Origin of the sequence: Burkholderia sp. SCN-KJ (genome assembly GCF_024656005.1) — a bacterium.
Lineage (GTDB): Bacteria > Pseudomonadota > Gammaproteobacteria > Burkholderiales > Burkholderiaceae > Burkholderia.
The window spans coordinates 72,616-91,646 of record NZ_JANKOG010000013.1; the positions used below are offsets into that span (position 1 = coordinate 72,616).

The 19,031-nt window shown below is 66.4% G+C and carries 16 protein-coding genes and 1 tRNA gene; 9 read left to right on the forward strand and 8 right to left on the reverse strand.

The window, feature by feature from the left end; translation table 11 throughout:
- Positions 1–18 precede the first annotated feature (18 nt).
- The 4 genes from sucC to recA all read right to left on the reverse strand — a co-directional run bounded on the left by sucC (position 19) and on the right by recA (position 3,948).
- Positions 19–1,185, reverse strand: coding sequence for an ADP-forming succinate--CoA ligase subunit beta (gene sucC, locus NQV17_RS21605; RefSeq protein ID WP_006755512.1), 1,167 nt, complete (start codon positions 1,183–1,185; stop codon positions 19–21).
- A gap of 68 nt (positions 1,186–1,253) precedes the next feature.
- Positions 1,254–1,862, reverse strand: coding sequence for a DUF2889 domain-containing protein (locus NQV17_RS21610; protein WP_044844521.1), 609 nt, complete (start codon positions 1,860–1,862; stop codon positions 1,254–1,256).
- A 146-nt stretch (positions 1,863–2,008) separates the two neighbouring features.
- Complete coding sequence (recX, locus tag NQV17_RS21615; RefSeq protein ID WP_257773809.1) at positions 2,009–2,878, reverse strand: recombination regulator RecX; 870 nt, start codon at positions 2,876–2,878, stop codon at positions 2,009–2,011.
- Positions 2,878–3,948: a recombinase RecA gene (recA, locus tag NQV17_RS21620; RefSeq protein ID WP_044844523.1), complete on the reverse strand. Its 1,071-nt coding sequence runs from the start codon at positions 3,946–3,948 to the stop codon at positions 2,878–2,880. The genes recX and recA overlap by 1 nt, the downstream gene beginning before the upstream one ends.
- 190 nt (positions 3,949–4,138) lie before the next feature.
- On the opposite strand from recA, the gene NQV17_RS21625 reads away from it, so the two are divergent.
- From NQV17_RS21625 to NQV17_RS21645, 5 genes are all read left to right on the forward strand, one after another.
- Entirely contained in the window at positions 4,139–4,867 is a 729-nt protein-coding gene (locus NQV17_RS21625; protein ID WP_257773810.1) for a response regulator transcription factor, read from the forward strand.
- A 17-nt stretch (positions 4,868–4,884) separates the two neighbouring features.
- Positions 4,885–6,438: a sensor histidine kinase gene (locus NQV17_RS21630; protein ID WP_257773811.1), complete on the forward strand. Its 1,554-nt coding sequence runs from the start codon at positions 4,885–4,887 to the stop codon at positions 6,436–6,438.
- 238 nt (positions 6,439–6,676) lie between these two features.
- Entirely contained in the window at positions 6,677–8,335 is a 1,659-nt protein-coding gene (locus tag NQV17_RS21635; protein ID WP_257773812.1) for an MFS transporter, read from the forward strand.
- A 124-nt stretch (positions 8,336–8,459) separates the two neighbouring features.
- Positions 8,460–8,536: transfer RNA gene (locus tag NQV17_RS21640), tRNA-Met, on the forward strand.
- Positions 8,537–8,953: 417 nt separating this feature from the next.
- Positions 8,954–9,664 carry a hypothetical protein gene (locus NQV17_RS21645; RefSeq protein WP_124522792.1) on the forward strand — a complete coding sequence of 237 codons (711 nt, stop codon included), beginning with the start codon at positions 8,954–8,956 and terminating at the stop codon, positions 9,662–9,664.
- 110 nt (positions 9,665–9,774) lie between these two features.
- Here the strand turns inward: NQV17_RS21645 and NQV17_RS21650 are convergent, their stop codons facing one another.
- Entirely contained in the window at positions 9,775–10,749 is a 975-nt protein-coding gene (locus NQV17_RS21650) for a LysR family transcriptional regulator (protein ID WP_257773813.1), read from the reverse strand.
- A gap of 197 nt (positions 10,750–10,946) precedes the next feature.
- Positions 10,947–11,915, reverse strand: a complete 969-nt coding sequence (locus NQV17_RS21655; RefSeq protein WP_257773814.1) for a GlxA family transcriptional regulator — start codon at positions 11,913–11,915, stop codon at positions 10,947–10,949.
- A gap of 116 nt (positions 11,916–12,031) precedes the next feature.
- On the opposite strand from NQV17_RS21655, the gene NQV17_RS21660 reads away from it, so the two are divergent.
- Positions 12,032–12,715 carry a DJ-1/PfpI family protein gene (locus NQV17_RS21660; protein WP_257773815.1) on the forward strand — a complete coding sequence of 228 codons (684 nt, stop codon included), beginning with the start codon at positions 12,032–12,034 and terminating at the stop codon, positions 12,713–12,715.
- Positions 12,716–12,797: 82 nt separating this feature from the next.
- Positions 12,798–13,109 (forward strand): cupin, encoded by a 312-nt coding sequence (locus NQV17_RS21665; protein ID WP_257773816.1) that lies wholly within the window; start codon positions 12,798–12,800, stop codon positions 13,107–13,109.
- Between the two features lie 43 nt (positions 13,110–13,152).
- On the opposite strand, the gene NQV17_RS21670 is transcribed toward NQV17_RS21665, so the two are convergent.
- On the reverse strand, positions 13,153–13,437 hold the full coding sequence (locus tag NQV17_RS21670) for a PAAR domain-containing protein (protein WP_044844531.1): 285 nt from the start codon (positions 13,435–13,437) through the stop codon (positions 13,153–13,155).
- Between the two features lie 550 nt (positions 13,438–13,987).
- On the opposite strand from NQV17_RS21670, the gene NQV17_RS21675 reads away from it, so the two are divergent.
- On the forward strand, positions 13,988–14,875 hold the full coding sequence (locus tag NQV17_RS21675) for a LysR family transcriptional regulator (protein WP_257773817.1): 888 nt from the start codon (positions 13,988–13,990) through the stop codon (positions 14,873–14,875).
- A 225-nt stretch (positions 14,876–15,100) separates the two neighbouring features.
- Here the strand turns inward: NQV17_RS21675 and NQV17_RS21680 are convergent, their stop codons facing one another.
- Positions 15,101–15,493 carry an MAPEG family protein gene (locus NQV17_RS21680; RefSeq protein ID WP_257773818.1) on the reverse strand — a complete coding sequence of 131 codons (393 nt, stop codon included), beginning with the start codon at positions 15,491–15,493 and terminating at the stop codon, positions 15,101–15,103.
- A 423-nt stretch (positions 15,494–15,916) separates the two neighbouring features.
- Here NQV17_RS21680 and NQV17_RS21685 point away from each other — a divergent pair, with 423 nt between their 5' ends.
- Positions 15,917–19,024, forward strand: coding sequence for a transglycosylase domain-containing protein (locus NQV17_RS21685; RefSeq protein ID WP_257773819.1), 3,108 nt, complete (start codon positions 15,917–15,919; stop codon positions 19,022–19,024).
- Positions 19,025–19,031 lie beyond the last annotated feature (7 nt).

Consider the following 19,031-nt stretch of genomic DNA (forward strand, 5'->3'; position numbering starts at 1 on the left):
CCTATTCATTGAGCGCGCTTACTTGCCTGCGGCAGCCGCGACGACCTTCTGCGCAGCCTCTTCCATGCTGTCAGCCGAGATGATCGGCAGGCCCGAATCGGCCAGCATCTTCTTGCCGAGGTCTTCGTTCGTGCCCTTCATGCGCACGACGAGCGGCACGTTCAGGTTCACGGCCTTCGAACCGGCGATCACGCCTTCCGCGATCACGTCGCAGCGCATGATGCCGCCGAAGATGTTCACGAGGATCGCCTTCAGGTCCGGGTTCTTCAGCATCAGCTTGAATGCTTCCGTGACCTTCTCGGTCGTCGCACCGCCGCCGACGTCCAGGAAGTTCGCCGGCTCGCCGCCGAACAGCTTGATCGTGTCCATCGTCGCCATCGCGAGGCCTGCGCCGTTCACGAGACAGCCGATGTTGCCGTCGAGCGAGATGTACGCGAGGTCGAACTTCGACGCTTCGATTTCAGCCGGATCTTCTTCGTCCAGGTCGCGGTACGCGACGATTTCCGGGTGACGGAACAGCGCGTTCGAGTCGAAGTTGAACTTCGCGTCGAGTGCGATGACCTTGCCGTCGCCGGAGACGTTCAGCGGGTTGATTTCAGCCAGCGATGCGTCGGTTTCCCAGAATGCCTTGTACAGGCCTTGCAGGATCGCGCGTGCTTGCGGAATCGAAGCAGCCGGCACGCCGATCTTCGCGGCGAGGTCGTCGGCTTGCGCATCGAGCAGGCCCGTCGACGGCTCGACGATGACCTTGTGGATCAGTTCCGGGTGCTTTTCGGCGACTTCCTCGATGTCCATGCCGCCTTCGCTCGAACCCATCAGCACGATCTTCTGCGAGATGCGGTCGACGACGAGGCTGACATACAGTTCCTGCTTGATGTCGGCGCCTTCTTCGATCATCAGGCGATTGACCTTCTGGCCTTCCGGACCGGTCTGGTGCGTGACGAGCTGCATGCCGAGGATCTGGTTCGCGTATTCGCGGACCTGCTCGATCGACTTCGCCACCTTCACGCCGCCGCCCTTGCCACGGCCACCCGCGTGAATCTGAGCCTTCACGACCCAAACCGGGCCACCGAGCTCTTCTGCCACCTTGACGGCCTCGTCAACCGAGAACGCCGGCTTGCCGCGCGGTACCGCGACTCCGAATTTCCGCAGGATTTCCTTACCCTGGTACTCGTGAATCTTCATGCGTGATTCCCTTCAGTCTGAGAGTTGGATGAAATGTCGCTTAAGACGCTTCTTCGAATGATTTCCGTTCATTCCTTCGTGCTGCCCTCACCGGGCAGATCCGGCCGAAGCGGGCCGTACCACCGCGGGTAGTACTGCCGCACGACCTCGCCGTCGAACCGCAATGCCCGGCAGCGGCCGAGCTGGAAAGGCGGCTCGACGTGCTCGCCGTCATGGTCCGGCCCTTCGCCGCCCTCTTCGCGCACGTTCCACACGTCACCGGCGAACGCCTGGATCGCTGCCGTCGGCAGCACGGCGCACAGTTCGGTCAGATGGGAACAACCCGCGACGCCGGCGAGCAGCCGGTTCGCGTTGCGGCGGAAATTGCGGAAAAGGTTGAGCCCGATGAGGGCCCGATAGGCGGGAGGGGCGGATTGACAGTGACCGGGATAGGGAACCCATTCCGAAGACGCTTCGGCGTCGACGACATTGAGGTCACGATCGATGGTCACGCGCAGCCAGAGTTCGTGGATCGGCAGGCCCTGGGGCCGGATGCCCGACGCAAGCGCGACATCGCGCGGCTTGTGGTCGGTCAGGCAGGCTTCGATGTCCCACAAGCCGTCGTCGCGCTCGTAGGCTTCCGCTCGGATTGCGCGTCGATGTCGCAACTGACGGGGCACGGGCTCGGATAGCGGCATGCTGGAGGTTGAGGCCGAAGAGGAAAACCCGTGGATTTTAGCATATTGGGTATTTGAGGCAGCCGGCCGCGACGGCGGGTATTCCCGCCTGTCCGGAAACGATTGCATTGCAGCAAAATCGCGCGCAGCGCGCGCGACCGAAGCGGTCAGTCGTCGATCGGGAAATCGTCGCCGACCTTCAGCAACTTCACGATGGTCGCGCTCGAAAAGCCGCGCGCGGCAAGGAAGCGCGCCTGCTTCGCGCGCTCGGCGGGCGTTTGCGGCAGTGCACCGAATTTCTTGCGCCAGACGGCCTGCGCGCGGGTCCACTCGGTCTCGCGCAACTGCGCATTCACTTCCTCGACGAGGTTATCGCCGACCGCATGGCGCTTCAGTTCGCTGACGATGCGTGCGACGCCGACGCGCGATGCGCGGCGATGCACGAGGCTCTCGGCAAAGCGTGCATCGGACAGCCAGCCTTCCTGTTCCAGCGCATCGAGCACCGGCTCGACCGATTCGTCCTCGCCGACGTACGGCGCGAGCTTGCGCGCGAGTTCGGCGCGGCTGTATTCGCGCCGTGACAGGTAGCCGAGTGCGCGGCCTTTCAGCGAACGCGGCGGTTTCGACGACTTGCGCCCGGTGGCGCCGGCCTCGTCGCCGGAAGCAGCGCTGCCTGAACCGCCGGTCGCACGGCGTGTGCGACGCGGATGCTGGCTGCTGCGCGTATACACATCTTCCTTGACCGACGCCGCCGCATCGGCTGCACGCTCGCCCGGGAAGCCGACACCGGACACGCGACGGCGCGACCGGTCGTGCGCGTCGAACGATTCGTCGTCGTCGAACGGATCGACCGGTGCGGTGATCTCAAATGAAACGAGGGCATCGTCGGATGCCCTCGTCGCGGTGCGGTGCGCGGACTGACTGCCCGCGCCCCGCCGGTCGGCACCCGAGGATGCGGCTCGCCGGCCGGAGCGGCCCGCCGTGTCGGGCGCGTCGCTCGGGTCCGGTTCGCCAGCGTGACCTCGGCGCCCGACCATCACTCTTCTTCGTCCATCGCCTCGGCTTCGTCGACTACGCCATCGGGCATCGCGGCAACGCCGAGCGACTCGCGAATGCGGTTTTCGATCTCGCGCGCGATTTCCGGATTCTCGCGCAGGAATTCACGCGCGTTGTCCTTGCCCTGGCCGATCTTCTCGCCGTTGTAGCTGTACCAGGCGCCGGCCTTGTCGACAATCTTCGCCTGCACGCCGAGATCGATGATCTCGCCCTGGCGCGAAATGCCTTCGCCGTACAGGATGTCGAAGATCGCTTCGCGGAACGGCGGCGACACCTTGTTCTTGACGACCTTCACGCGGGTTTCGTTGCCGATCACCTCGTCGTTCTTCTTGATCGAGCCGATCCGGCGGATATCCAGACGCACCGACGAGTAGAACTTCAGCGCGTTGCCGCCCGTCGTGGTTTCCGGGTTGCCGAACATCACGCCGATCTTCATCCGGATCTGGTTGATGAAGATCACGAGGCAGTTCGTGCGCTTGATCGTGCCCGTCAGCTTGCGCAGCGCCTGCGACATCAGGCGAGCCTGCAGGCCCGGCAGCGAATCGCCCATCTCGCCTTCGATTTCGGCCTTCGGCACGAGCGCCGCGACCGAGTCGATGACGATCATGTCGATCGAGCCCGAGCGCACCAGCGCGTCGGTGATTTCGAGCGCCTGCTCGCCGGTGTCCGGCTGCGAGATCAGCAGCTCCGGCACGTTCACGCCGAGCTTCGCTGCATATTGGACGTCGAGCGCGTGCTCGGCGTCGATGAACGCTGCGGTGCCGCCCAGCTTCTGCAGCTCGGCGATGACCTGCAGCGTGAGCGTGGTTTTACCCGACGATTCCGGACCGTAGATCTCGACCACCCGGCCGCGCGGCAGACCGCCGACGCCGAGCGCGATATCGAGACCCAGCGAGCCCGTGGAGACGACCTGGATGTCTTCGGCCGCTTCGCCGTCGCCCATCCGCATGATCGACCCTTTGCCGAACTGCTTCTCGATCTGCGCGAGTGCGGCCGCCAGCGCCTTGCTCTTCTCGGCGGTCATCCCGGAGCCCTTCTTGCTATCTTCCATGAATCGTCCTTTGCTATGATGAGCAGCGTCTGTCAGAGGCGCGCCCGCTTTCAAGCGCTGCCCACGAATGCAGACACTGTATAAAAAAACAGTGTTTTATGCAAGCCCGCAATGCAGGCTGCGTTGTACACGGATAACTTCGGAGACAGCCGCGCCGGCGCGCACGCCCCGCCGGCCATCGGTCAGCAACATGCGAATTCTCATCGCCGAAGACGACAGCATACTCGCGGACGGCCTCACCCGGTCACTCCGCCAATCGGGCTATGCGGTCGACCACGTGAAGAACGGTATCGAGGCCGATACCGCGCTGTCGATGCAGTCCTTCGACCTGCTGATCCTCGATCTCGGGCTGCCCAGGATGTCCGGGCTCGACGTGCTGAAGCGCCTGCGCGCGCGCAATTCCAACCTCCCCGTGCTGATCCTGACCGCCGCCGACAGCGTCGACGAGCGCGTGAAGGGGCTCGACCTCGGCGCGGACGACTACATGGCCAAGCCGTTCGCGCTCAACGAGCTCGAGGCGCGCGTGCGCGCGCTGACCCGGCGCGGCGCGGGCGGCGGCCCGACCGTCGTGCGCCACGGCTCGCTCGCGTTCGACCAGGTCGGCCGCATCGCGTATGCGAACGAGCGCGTGCTCGATCTGTCCGCGCGCGAGCTCGGGCTGCTCGAGGTGCTGCTGCAGCGCATCGGCCGGCTCGTGTCGAAGGAGCAGCTCGTCGACCATCTGTGCGAATGGGGCGAGGAAGTCAGCAACAACGCGATCGAAGTGTACGTGCACCGGCTGCGCAAGAAGATCGAGCCGAGCGGCGTGCGGATTTCCACCGTGCGCGGCCTCGGCTACTGCCTCGAGAAAGTCGCGCCCGCGGCGCCAGCCGACCCGGCCGCGCCCCAGCCCGCGGCGGCCGGCACGCCGCTGCGCTGAACCCGGCCGTCGCCGCGATGGCCACGCCGGCCCATTCCCGCCATCCGACCGGCGAGCCATCGTCCGCCGCCGACGCCGTGCGCGACGCGCGCTACGAGAACCCGTTCGCGCCGCCCGACGAAACCGATACGCCCGAGGCCGCGCGCCCGCGCTCCCTGTTCGGCGAAATCCTCGACTGGATGCTCGCGCCGCTCCTGCTGCTGTGGCCGATGAGCATCGCCGTCACCTATCTCGTCGCGAAAACGATCGCGAACGGCCCGTTCGACCGCGCGCTCGAGACCAACGCGTACGTGCTCGCGCGGCAGATCCATCCGGTCAACGGCGTCGCCGAGCTGACGCTGCCGCAGCAGACGCGCGACTTCCTGCGCGCGGACAACGTCGACAGCGTTTACTTCCAGGTGCTCGGCACGCGCGGCGAGCTGGTCGCGGGCGAGGCCGACATGCCGCTGCCGCGCGACGAGGACCGCCCGCCGCCGGGCGTCGTCGTGTTCCGCGACGACCTGCTGCGCGGCAACGACGTGCGCGTCGCGTATACGACCGTCGCGCTGCCGGCGTCGAGCAGCACGCAGCCCGTGCTCGTGCAGGTCGGCGAGACGCTCGACAAGCGCAACGCGCTCGCGAACGACATCATCAAGGGCGTGATCCTGCCGCAGTTCGTGATCCTGCCGCTCGCGATCCTGCTCGTCTGGTTCGGGCTGTCGCGCGGGCTCGCGCCGCTCAACGCGCTGCAGGCGCACATCCGCGCGCGGCGGCCCGACGACCTGTCGCCTGTCGAGGCGCAGCGCGCGCCGCCCGAAATCGAGCCGCTCGTCACGTCGTTCAACGACCTGCTCGCGCGCCTCGAACAGAACATGGCGCTGCAGAAGCGCTTCATCGCCGACGCCGCGCACCAGATGAAGACGCCGCTCGCGGGGCTGCGCACGCAGGCCGAATTCGCGTTGCGCCACCCGGTGCCGCCCGACGTCCAGCGCTCGCTCGAACAGATCGCGACGAGCTCCGAGCAGGCCGCCCGGCTCGTCACGCAGCTGCTCGCGCTCGCGCGCGCCGAGAACCGCGCGAGCGGGCTGACCTTCGAGCCGGTCGAGATCGGGGCGCTCGCGCGCCGCACGGTGCGCGACTGGGTGCAGGCCGCGCTCGCGAAGCGCATGGACCTCGGCTACGAAGGCCCGGAGGACGATACGCCGCTCGACGTCGACGGCAATCCCGTGATGCTGCGCGAGATGCTCGGCAACCTGGTCGACAACGCGATCCGCTACACGCCCGAAGGCGGCCGCATCACGGTGCGCGTGCGGGCCGAGCCCGCGGCGCGGCGCGTGCATCTCGAAGTGGAAGATACGGGCCCCGGCATCCCGGCCGGCGAACGCGAGCGCGTGGTCGAGCGCTTCTACCGGATCCTCGGCCGCGAAGGCGACGGCAGCGGCCTCGGGCTCGCGATCGTGCGCGAGATCGCCGCGCAGCACGGCGGCACGCTGACGCTCGACGATCACGTCTATCAGAGCGCACCGCGCCTCGCTGGCACGCTCGTGCGCGTCAGCCTGCCGTTGTCGGATACCGCCGCGGATCGATCCTGATACGGGCGGATCCGAAGCTCATACCGCCGCATACGCGCCGCGATCGCATCGAAACCGGCGTTTTACCGCCCTGCCGCGACACGATCGGGGCACGAAACGACCGATTCGGCGCGGGTTAACGTGCAGTCGTTTTGCGCCCGCGAGTCAGTGCGCCGTAAGTTTCCGTGCCAATAATCGTCGACAGGCCCGCCCACCCAAGGCGGCCACACATCTATATCAAGGGACTTGGAGACGATTCATGGCAACGTTAGGCGGGCAAATTTCGCACTCGCCGATGACGGGCGAAGAGAAGAAGGTGATCTTCGCGTCGTCGCTCGGCACCGTGTTCGAGTGGTACGACTTTTACCTGGCCGGCTCACTCGCGGCCTACATCAGCAAGAGCTTCTTCTCCGGAGTCAATCCGACCGCGGCATTCATCTTCACGCTGCTCGGCTTCGCGGCCGGGTTCGCCGTGCGTCCGTTCGGCGCGATCGTGTTCGGCCGGCTCGGCGACCTCGTCGGCCGCAAGCACACGTTCCTCGTGACGATCGTGATCATGGGCATCTCGACCTTCGTGGTCGGCTTCCTGCCCGGCTACGCATCCATCGGCATCGCGGCACCCGTGATCTTCATCGCGATGCGGCTGCTGCAGGGCCTCGCGCTCGGCGGCGAATACGGCGGCGCGGCGACCTACGTCGCCGAGCATGCGCCGGCGAACCGCCGCGGCTTCTACACCGCGTGGATCCAGACGACCGCGACGCTCGGCCTGTTCCTGTCGCTGCTCGTGATCCTCGGCGTGCGCACCTTCATCGGCGAGGAAGCGTTCGGCAGCTGGGGCTGGCGCGTGCCGTTCGTCGCATCGATCGCGCTGCTCGCGGTGTCGGTGTGGATCCGGCTGCAGCTGAACGAATCGCCGGTGTTCCTGCGCATCAAGGCGGAAGGCAAGACGTCGAAGGCGCCGCTGACCGAAGCGTTCGGCCAGTGGAAGAACCTGAAGCTCGTGATCCTCGCGCTCGTCGGCCTGACCGCCGGCCAGGCCGTCGTGTGGTACACGGGCCAGTTCTACGCGCTGTTCTTCCTCACGCAGACGCTGAAGGTCGACGGCGCCAGCGCGAACATCCTGATCGCGATCGCCCTCCTGATCGGCACGCCGTTCTTCCTGTTCTTCGGTTCGCTGTCGGACAAGATCGGCCGCAAGCCGATCATCCTCGCGGGCTGCCTGATCGCGGCGCTCACCTACTTCCCGCTGTTCAAGGCGCTCACGCACTACGCGAACCCGCAGCTCGAACTCGCGACGCAGAAGGCCCCGATCACGGTCCTCGCCGATCCGGCCGCCTGCTCGTTCCAGTTCAACCCGGTGGGCACGTCGAAGTTCACGAACTCGTGCGACATCGCGAAGAGCGCGCTCGCGAAGGCCGGCCTGAACTACGAGAACGTCGCGGCACCGGCTGGCACGACCGCGCAGATCAAGGTCGGCGATACGGTGATCCCCGCGTATGACGGCAAGGCGGCCGACGCGAAGGCGCAAGGCACGGCGTTCGACAAGACGCTCGCGTCGACGCTGAAGGCGGCCGGCTACCCGGCGAAGGCCGACCCGGCGCAGCTCAACTGGCCGATGACGATCGTGATCCTGACGATCCTCGTGATCTACGTGACGATGGTCTACGGCCCGATCGCGGCGATGCTGGTCGAGATGTTCCCGACGCGGATCCGCTATACGTCGATGTCGCTGCCGTATCACATCGGCAACGGCTGGTTCGGCGGCTTCCTGCCGGCGACCGCATTCGCGATCGTCGCGGCAAAGGGCAACATCTACTCGGGGCTCTGGTATCCGATCGTGATCGCGCTGGCCACGTTCGTGATCGGTGTGCTGTTCGTCAAGGAGACGAAGGACTCCAATATCTACGCGCAGGATTGAGGTCGGATAGCGGGCGGCCACCGCGCCCGCTACCCTGCCCGAACGGGCCGCCGGCAACTTTTTTCAGGGAAGATGAAAAAAGGTGTTGACAGCCCGGCAGCACATCAGCATAATTCAAGTCTTCGGCGAATTAGCTCAGTCGGTTAGAGCGACGGAATCATAATCCGCAGGTCCGGGGTTCGAGTCCCTGATTCGCCACCAAATGCGAAAAGCCGCTGTTCCGCAAGGATCAGCGGCTTTTTTCATTGCTCCGCGATCCGCGCGCGGCATCCATCGCCCTCCAGCCGACCACGCGGCGCCACGCACGCGACATCCAGCATCCGGTTCGCCCGAGTCGCGCATAGGCACGAGCGACCTCCGTCCTCCTCCTGCCAACCGAAATCCAGCGCCATTCATCACGCCGGGCCCATCCGTTCGGCCTCGCGAATCATCGTCGTCGACTACGTGCGTTACAGTGCGGTTCGAACGCCGAGCACCGACGGGCTCGCGGCCATCCCGATTTGATTCGAACCGAGGCAATCGGATCCGGTCGGCAACACAGATAACAACAATCCCATGACTGAACACAACGAATCGAAGCACGACCAGTCCGTTCGACGTACGCGAAAACCGTGGCTGGTGGCGGGCGTCGCGATCGCGGTCGCCGCATTTTTCGGCGCGCGCTTCATGACGACGCGAGACGATCTGGACAAGCGCACGATCGACGACATCCTGAAAGTCGCGCTCGCGGACAAGAACACCGCGCCAACGGACGCCTGCGTCGGCCTGGCCGGCGCCGAACTACCCGCGGACGTGAACGCGAAGGAATTGCTGAGAGTCGACGGTGTGGTGAGAAAGGACGTGCAGGCGTTGATCAACCGTGGCCTGATTACCGTGAAATTCAACGCGGGCCGGGGCAAGCCGACGATCAGAAATCCGGACTACGAGCCGCATGACACGAATGTCCCGCTGAGCCATATCGAGCTCACGCCGGCCGGCAAGGCGTTCTATCGGTACAGGGAATTCGAGAGCAAGGACGCGTCCGCTCCCGGCGGGAGTGTCCTGTACATGATCAATTTGTTCTGCGCGCACGTGACCTACGGCGGCGTCGAGAAATTCATCGAGCCGATGAAGAATCCGTTCGACGACAATCCGCACCTGGTTTCGTGGGTCAACTTCCTGTGGAAACCGGATCAGCATGCCACGCCGTGGCTGGCAGACCCGGACCTCATGGACTCCCTGTCGTTCTACCCCGAAAAGGATGGCTGGGCGCACAAGGGGATTCTCATCGAACGGGACGACAACGGACACTGGGCGCTCGGCGACAATCCGTACGCGATCCGCTGGTAGACGCGCCATTGCGCGGCACGGCTCACCAGCCTGACGACCGATGAAGACGAGACGAGGCGTTCACGACCTCACTCATCTTCATCGTCAACGCCCGGCAGCGTACCGCCGCCCTAAGCGACCACCGCCCCGCGCTGGGCGTCGGGCACCTCCGCCCGCACCTTCCCCCGCCAGTTCTCCCCACCCTCCAGCGCCGGCGTCGACTCGAACAGCTCCGCGATCCAGTCCGCGAACACGCGAACCTTCTGCGACAGATGCCGGTTGTGCGGATACACGATCGAGATCGGCTTGGGCTTCGGATTGCAATCGGGCAGCACCTCGACCAGCGTGCCGTCGCGCAGGTTCGGCAGCACCATGAACAGCGTCGGCTGGATCATCCCGAACCCTTCGAGCCCGCACGTCACGTACGCATCCGAATCGTTCACGGTGACACTGCCGTTCATCCGCACCTCGACCGGCTTGCCCTCGATCATGAACACCCACGGAATCGCCCGCGCGCCGTGGCTCGCGCGGAAATTCACCGCATGATGGTCGGCCAGGTCGGCGATCTCCTGCGGCTCGCCGTGACGCGCGAGATAGTCGGGCGACGCGCAGGTCACGCGCTTGAGCATGCCGATCCGCCGCGCGACCATCGACGAATCTTCGAGCGGCCCGACCCGGATCATGCAGTCGATGCCCTCCTCGACCGGATCCACGTAGCGGTCCGCCAGGCCGAGGTCGAGCGTGATGTCCGGATAGCGCTGCCGGAAGATCGACAGCGCCGGCAGCACGACGCGCCGCCCGAGCGAACTCGGCATGTGGACGCGCAGCACGCCGCTCGGCTTGCGGTTGCCGGTCTGGAAGCTCGCGTCGGCTTCCGCGATCTCCGAGATGATCTTCATGCAGTGCTCGTAATACGCGGCACCCTCCGGCGTCAGCGACAGCCGGCGCGTCGTCCGGTGCATCAGGCGCACGCCGAGCAGCGCCTCGAGATTCTGGATGATGGTCGTGACCGACGCGCGCGGCATCGCGAGCGTGTCGGCCGCGCGCGTGAAGCTGTTCGCGTCGACCACGCGGGTGAAAACTTCCATTGCCTGGATGCGGTCCATGCTGCGCCCCCTTCGAATCGCCAACGGAACAGAATAGAGCGCGCAACGCGCGCGGCACAAGCCCCCGCCCATTGTTCTCCACGCCCGAACAGTCACGGCGTTTCGGATTGGAAAGTGATCGCGATTCGCGCAGTTCCGAACGTCAACGGCTCCGTCCCCGGTTGCCACGCGCGGCACGCCCGCCGCGCACCGGCACGTTACCGCACGAACCGCTCGCGATAGCCCTGCGGCGACACGCCGAGCACGCGCACGAAACTGCGCCGCAGCGTCTCTTCCGAACCGAAGCCGCACCGCGTGGCGATCCGTTTGACGGGCCACGCGGTTTCGCCGAGCAAGCGCTGCGCGGCCTCGACGCGAATCTGTTCGACCGCGCGCGCGGGCGTGCGGCCGGTGCCCGCGCGGTAGTGCCGCACGAAGCTGCGTTCGCTCATGCTGACGCGCTCGGCGAGCGCCGGCACCGACAGGTCGGCCGTCAGGTGCTCGGCGATCCACGCATGCAGTTCGCCGAAGCGGTCGTCGGTGCGCTGCATCGACAGCATCGCGCTGAACTGCGCCTGCCCGCCCGGCCGCTTCAGGAACACGACGAGTTCGCGCGCGGCATCGAGCGCGATCGCCCGCCCGAGATCCTCCTCGACCAGCGCGAGCGCGAGATCGATGCCGGCCGTCACGCCGGCCGACGTCCACAGCGCGCCTTCGCGGATGAAGATCGGATCGGGCTCGACGCGCACGTTCGGATAGCGCGCGGCGAATTCGTCGCAGCGCGCCCAGTGCGTGACCGCGCGGCGCCCGTCGAGCAGGCCGGCCTCGGCGAGCAGGAACGCGCCGGTGCAGACCGACGCGACACGTCGCGCGCGCTGCGCCTGCTGCCGGACCCAGCGCACCGTGCGCGCATCGCGCGACGCGGCGTGCACGCCCTTGCCGCCGGCCACGATCACCGTGTCGGGCCGCCCGGCCGAGCGCAGCGAATCGGCCATCACGACGAGCCCCGACGACGTCTCGACCGGCCCCGCCTCGGCGGCCACGACGCGCGGCGCATACGGCGCGGGCCGGCCGCGCTCCTGCGCGAGTTCGTTGACGGAGGCGAACACCTGCAGCGGCCCGGTCACGTCGAGCAACTGCGCACGGGGGAACGCGAGGATCAGGATCGAGCGCGGAGCGGCTGGCATGGCGATTGGCTGAAAACGTGGGCGATCTGGCAATTTCGCCAAACACTACGCGCCTAGAATCGATCTGTCCATCGTGCGCCGGCCGCGGCGCCGCCCCTTCCCTTCGGAGTGTTCGCATGACCCTGCATATCGGCTTTCTCGTGTTTCCGGGCGTCCAGCAACTCGATCTCACCGGCCCGCACGACGTGCTCGCATCGCTGCCCGACGCGGCGGTTCATCTGGTCTGGAAATCGCGCGACACCGTCGCGTCGAGCAGCGGCCTCGCGCTCGCGCCGACCTGCACGTTCGACGACTGCCCGCCGCTCGACGTCATCTGCGTGCCCGGCGGAATCGGGATCAACGAACTGCTGCTCGATGCCGAAACGATCGCGTTCGTGCAGCAGCGCGCGGCCGCCGCGCGCTACGTGACGTCGGTCTGCACGGGCGCGCTGCTGCTCGGCGTGGCCGGCCTGCTGCGCGGCCGCCGCGCGACGACGCACTGGGCGTTTCATGCGCTGCTCGCGCCGCTCGGTGCGGTGCCCGTGCACGAACGCGTGGTGCGCGACGGCAACCTGATCACCGGCGGCGGCGTGACGGCCGGCATCGACTTCGCGTTGACGATCGCCGCCGAACTGGTCGGCGACGAAGAGGCGCAGGCGATCCAACTCGCGCTCGAATATGCGCCCGCGCCGCCGTTCGATGCAGGCTCGCCGGATACCGCGCCGGCGTCGGTCCTGAAGCGCGTGACCGAGCGTTCGGCTGCGGGGCTGGAGAAGCGCAAGCAGACGATCGACGCAGCCTTGCGCGCGATGTCGCGCTGATCCCCGGTACACGGAAACCGGCGCACGGCCGTGCAGCCTGCCCGCGCTCCGCAGCCTTCACATTCACGGACCGAACCTACCGATGAACATCATCCGCAGCACCGCGTTCACCGCACAGCGCGCATGGGGCGCGCTGGACATCGCGAACCTGAACGGCATCACGGTCCGCCTGCACTGGACCGATCAGCCGTACCGGTGGCACGTAAACGACGGCGAGGAAGTCTTTGCGGTGCTCGACGGCCGCGTCGAGATGCGTTACCGCGAAGCAGGCATCGAGCACGCGACGGTGCTCGAAACGGGAGACATCTTCCATGCGACGGTCGGCACCGAACATGTCGCGCATCCGCTCGGAGAAGCGCGCATTCTGGTGATCGAGACCGCAGGCAGCGTCTGACGACGGGCGGCGCGCCGCGCGCGTCGCACCGAGTCGACGGGCATCAGCCCGAGATGGTGCCCGTCCCCTGCGACGGGATCAGCTTCGGTTGCGGCGCGCACAGGCACTGGCACAAGTCGTGTTCGAGCGCGACGACCTTGCCCATCACGGTCATCGTCCGCTCGCCGCCATCGGAGACGATCACGCCCTGGGTCTTGCACGCGGCGCAGAACACCGGCGCGCCGAGATAGGCGAGTTCGCGGCCGTCGAACGACGAATTGGCGATCCCGTCGAGCACGACGCCGCCGTGATCGGTCGTGTCGCCCTTCAGAATGAATTTGCGGCTCATGGTTCGGCTCTCCCTCGGAAACGCCGCGCAGCACGGCGTCGGGCCGCGTGCGGGCAGTCGGTATCCGCCCGTCGGTCGCGGGCGTTTCGCGAGGATATCACCGCGCGGCCGTTCGTCGCATGCACCTCGTTCAGCCCGGCGTTCTCGTTGTCGGCGCACACCGACACCGTGTCGTGCGTGCCGAAGCATTTCATGGAAGTCGACTGCTTCGTCGAGGCCGTGCGGCGGCACGATCCCGCGAAGCTGCTGTGGCGATAGCGACGCGTCTGATTCGACTCGGTCTGCATTGATCATATCGATCGTCTTATACGAAAACTTTTCACTTATTTTCGTACATTTACTAAATACAGACCGATAAAATAAGTTTATATCGACTTGAATACGAACACAAATCCGCTGAATTCCAATCCGCCAAACTGCTTATTCTGAAGCCAATTCAGCACCCAATCAACACATCATTTCATAATAATTATTCGTTAAAACAAGCCGCTCAAGTCCAACCATCGAAGAATAAAATTCAATAAACCAATTCCTGTTCTTCGATAAAAAAATGGACGAATTCCTCCCAATGCGGCTATTCATCAAGGTCGCCGAACTTCATAGTTTCGCGCGCGCGGCGACGGAACTGAACATCTCCAACTCGTCGGCCACGCGCCTCGTGATGGGCATCGAGGACCGGCTCGGCGCACGCCTGCTGAACCGCACGACGCGCAGCCTGTCGCTGACCGACGCCGGTCATCTGTACCTCGCCCAGATCCGTCACGTGATCGAGGAAATCGACCGCGTCGAGGAAACGATCGCGTCGATGCACCACGAGCCGATCGGGTCGCTGAAGATCGCCGCGCCGGTGATGTTCGGCATGCACGTGCTCGCCCCTGCGATCGACGCGTTCAAGGCGCAGCATCCGGCCATCGTGCCGGAAGTCACGATGCTGGACCGCCATGTCGACCTCGTATCGGAGGGCTTCGACGTCGGGCTGCTGCTGTCGCAGCACATCGGCAACAACACGCTGGTGAAACGCCCGCTCACGCGCCTGAAGCGGATCGTCTGCGCGGCGCCGTCGTATATCGAACGGCACGGCGCGCCGGCCCATCCTCACGACCTGGCATCCCACGCGTGCCTCGCGTTCCATGCCGACTTCGCGGGCGAGCATCTGACGTTCGACCCGGGTTCCGCGTGTGTGACCGTGCGCCCGAACAAGTCCGCGTCGTCGAACAACATCGGGCTGATCCGCAACTGGGCACTGGCGGGCATGGGCATCGCGGTGCTGCCGGACTTCCTCGCCGCACCGGATCTCGCCGCCGGCCGGCTGCGCGAACTGCTCGCCGACTATCGGCTCGAGGAACTCGAGATGAACATCGTATACCCGAGCCGGCGCCATTTTCCCCGCAAGGCGCGGCTTTTCATCGATCACCTGATCGATCATTTCGCAAGATGAATGAAAGGCCGTAATCGCGCGCCGTTTCCACCGGCGCCGGCGACGCCATACGACCCGCGCCTCGGCGATTCGATGCCTCCCGCGTTCCAGCAGCAGCAACTTGCGCGCGGCTTCGTCATCAGCAAGCAGGCGCGCGATTCGGGCGTGCGACTACCTGACCCACTGCTTCGTCGAGGCCGTGCGGCGGCACGATCCCGCGAAGCTGCCATCGCGATAGCGACCTGCTCAGACGAACAGCGCGACGCACAGCGCGGCGCCGCACAGATACGTGCCGAGCGCGCCGATGAAACGCAGGGGATTCGGCCTGGCCATGGTCGGCCACGCGAGCAATCCGATCACGAGCAGGCAGCGGCACGCGGTTGCCGCGACGATCAACGAGACGATCGCGCGCGATGGGTCGTGTGCGCCGAAATAGAGAAACAGCACCGCGAGAAACGGTGCGTATTCGGCCGTGTTGCCATGCGCGCGCACGATCTTGTGCAATCCGTCGCTCGGATCGGACGCACACCCGGAATTGGTGGTGCGCCGGAAGCGCGTGACGGACACGACCAGGCCGAGCCCGAACAGCATCAACCCAAGGATCGCCGTGCAAACGAGCGCGACGGGATGAATCGACATGGAACCCCCGGGCGAAAACGGACATGCGCCGCATATCCGGCGATCGTACCTCCGGCCCGTGCATCCGGCTATCGCGGAAACGCGTAGCCTCGTCGCGCATCGCGCCATGACGTCCGCAATACGATCGGACCCGATTTGTCGCGATTTCGCGATGCACAAGGCCGGTGCGTAAAAAGATCAACGCGATCGGCACGGCCACCCTCCGTCGCCCTTGAGACTCGCCCGCATGCACGCGGAACGCGCAAACGTTGCTTCACGGCCGGACACGCGCCACCGCACCGCAAGCCGGTTCCCGCATGTCACAGGCATGTGCGTTGCGTCGGCGCATCTCGGTAGTGAACCGCCTTGGCAGCCCGCTGCGGAGGACTACACTAATCCTTAATGGGGTGCGGCCGGAGCCTGCGCCTTCAGGGAGACGCCGCCATGAATCGGCCGCTGAATCGCATCCTGCCGCGCGTGACCGGGAGTGCATCGGTCTGGACGTGGATCAAGTGGTCCTTGCTCGCCGCGCTGGTGATCGCGGTGGCGATCATTGCCCGGCTCGTGATGACCGAGTTCGAGACGTCGCGCCTGCAGGCGCGCTATCTGTCCGAGCTCACCCGCGACATCGGCTACACCGTCGAGGCGGGCGCGAGCGATCACATCCGGTTCCCCGTCAACGGGCCGTACGACCAGCGCCTCGGCTATTCGCTGCTTCCCGCGTTCCAGCAGCATCTGCTCGCGCGCGGCTTCGTCATCGGCAAGCAGGCGCGCGATTCGGAACGGATGCTGTCGCTCGCCGATCGCGGCCTGTTCCTGCCTTATGAAGAGAAAGACCAGGCCGGGCTGATGCTGTTCGACTCGACCGGCTCGCCGCTGTTCGCGACCGTGTTCCCGCAACGCGTGTACGCCGACTTCGACACGGTGCCGCGCGTGGTCGCCGATTCGCTGCTGTTCATCGAGGATCGCTACCTGCTCGACGCGAACCAGCCGAACCGCAACCCGGCGATCGACTGGGGCCGCTTCGGCCGCGCGCTCGCCGACCAGGCGCTGCACGTCGTCAACCGTCATCAGGCACGCCCGGGCGGCAGCACGCTCGCGACGCAGATCGAGAAGTTCCGCCATTCGCCGGACGGCCGCACCGCGACGCCGCCGGAGAAACTGCGGCAGATCGCGTCCGCGTCGGTCCTCGCCTACATGAACGGCCCGCAGACGATGCTCGCGCGCCGCGCGATCGTCGTGCGCTACCTGAACTCGGTTCCGCTCGCCGCGCGGCCGCACGTGGGTGAAATCACCGGCATCGGCGACGGTCTCGCCGCGTGGTACGGCCGCGACTTCAACGACGTGAACCGCATCCTGTCCGCGCCGACGACCGGCGACAACGTCGACGAGCAGGGCAAGACGTTCCGCGAAGTGCTGTCGCTGATGATCGCGCAGCGCGCGCCGTCGTACTTCCTGAATCGCGGCTATCCGGCGCTGCAGAAGCTGACCGACAGCTACCTGCGGCTCCTGTCGAACGGCGGCGTGATCTCGCCCGCGCTGCGCGATGCGGCGCTTGCCGCGCAGATCGAGCGCAGCGCACCGCCGGCCGCCGCGCACGTGCAGTCGTTCGTGTCGCGCAAGGCCGTGTCGTCCGCGCGCGCGTCGCTGCTGTCGGCACTCGGGATCAGCGACCTGTACCAGCTCGACCAGCTCGACCTGGAAGCCACCAGCACGCTCGACAACGGCGTGCAGCAGGCGGTCGCCGAACGGCTCGCGAAGGCGTCGACCCGCGACGGCGCGCAGGCCGCCGGCCTGTACGGCTTCGAGATGCTCGCGCCGAGGGACGACCCGTCGCACCTCACGTACAGCTTCACGCTGTACGAGCATCGCAACGGCGCGAACATGCTGCGCGTGCAGACCGACAGCGTAAACCAGCCGTTCGACGTGAACCGCGGCGCCCGCATCAACCTCGGCTCGACCGCGAAGCTGCGCACGCTGATCACCTACCTGCAGATCGTCTCCGACCTGCATGCGCGCTACGGCAACCTGTCGAACGCGCAACTCGCGAAGGTGAAGCCCGACCCGCTCGAAGGGCTGTCGCACTGGGCGCTCGACTACCTGTCGCACACGCGCGACCGCTCGCTGCAGGCGATGCTCGACGCGTCGGTCGAACGCAAGTACTCGGCGAGCCCCGACGTGTTCTACACGGGCGGCGGCGCGCAGGTGTTCTCGAACTTCGAGAAGTCGGACAACGGCCGCATCCTGACGCTGCATACGGCGTTCGAGCACTCCGTCAACCTCGTGTTCGTGCGGCTGATGCGCGACATCGTCCATTACGAGATGCTGCAAGCGGCCGGCCCGTCGTCGTCGTGGCTCGACGATCCGGCGCAGCGCAAGCATTACCTCGAGCAGTTCGTCGACGGCGAAAGCCAGGTCTACGTGAAGCGCTACTACACGCGCTATGCGGGCAAGGCGCCCGACGATGCGCTCGCGCTGCTGCTGCAGAACGTGCGCAAGTCGCCGCCGAAGATCGCGACGGTGCTGCGCAGCGTCGCGCCGAACGAATCGCTCGCGTGGTTCGATGCGCAGATGCGCGCGCAGCTGAAAGGCACGCCGGCCGCGACGCTGTCGGACGACGATCTCGCCGCGCTCTACGCGAAGTACGCGATCGACCGCTTCAACCTCAACGATCGCGGCTATATCGCGAGCGTCCACCCGCTCGCGCTGTGGACGCTCAACTACCTGCGCGCCCACCCGAACGCGTCGCTCGCCGAGGTCCGGCGCGACAGCCGCGATGCGCGCTTCTACACGTACTCGTGGCTGTACAAGACGCGCTACCACGCGACCCAGGACCGGCGCATCCGCCGCATGGTCGAGCTGCGCGCGTATGCGGAAATCACGAAGGCGTGGCGCGCGCTCGGCTACCCGTTCGAGGAAGTCACGCCGTCGTACGCGGCCGCGATCGGCGCATCGGGCGACCAGCCCGACGCGCTCGCGAAACTGATCGGCCTGATCGCGACCGGCGGCCGGAAGGCGCCGACCGAGACGATCACGCGCCTCGACTTCGCGAAGGGCACGCCGTACGAAACGCGCTTCGTGCGCGCGGCCGCGCAGCCGCAGCCGATGCTGTCGCCGGAGATCGTCAACGTGGCGCGCACGCTGCTGCGCGACGTCGTGCTGAACGGCACGGCGCGGCGCCTGTCGGGCGGCTTCACGCTGCCCGACGGCAAGACGCTGCAGGTCTACGGCAAGACCGGGACGGGCGACCAGCGCTTCAATGTCTACGCGCGCGGCGCGCGGCTGATCGAGTCGCGCAAGGTCAATCGCAGCGGCACGTTCGTGTTCGTGCTCGGCGACCGCTTCTTCGGCGTGCTGACGGCGACCGCGCACGAGCCTTACGCGGCGCGCTACGACTTCACGAGCGCGATGGCCGTGCAGTTGCTGAAGTCGATGGCGCCGGCGCTGGCGCCGCTGATCGAACGCCCGGCCGAGGCCGGCACGCGCACGACGGGCCCCGCGCCGCAGGCGGAAACCCCGGCGCCGCAGGTCGAGCAGGTCGAGCCGTCCTGACGACGGC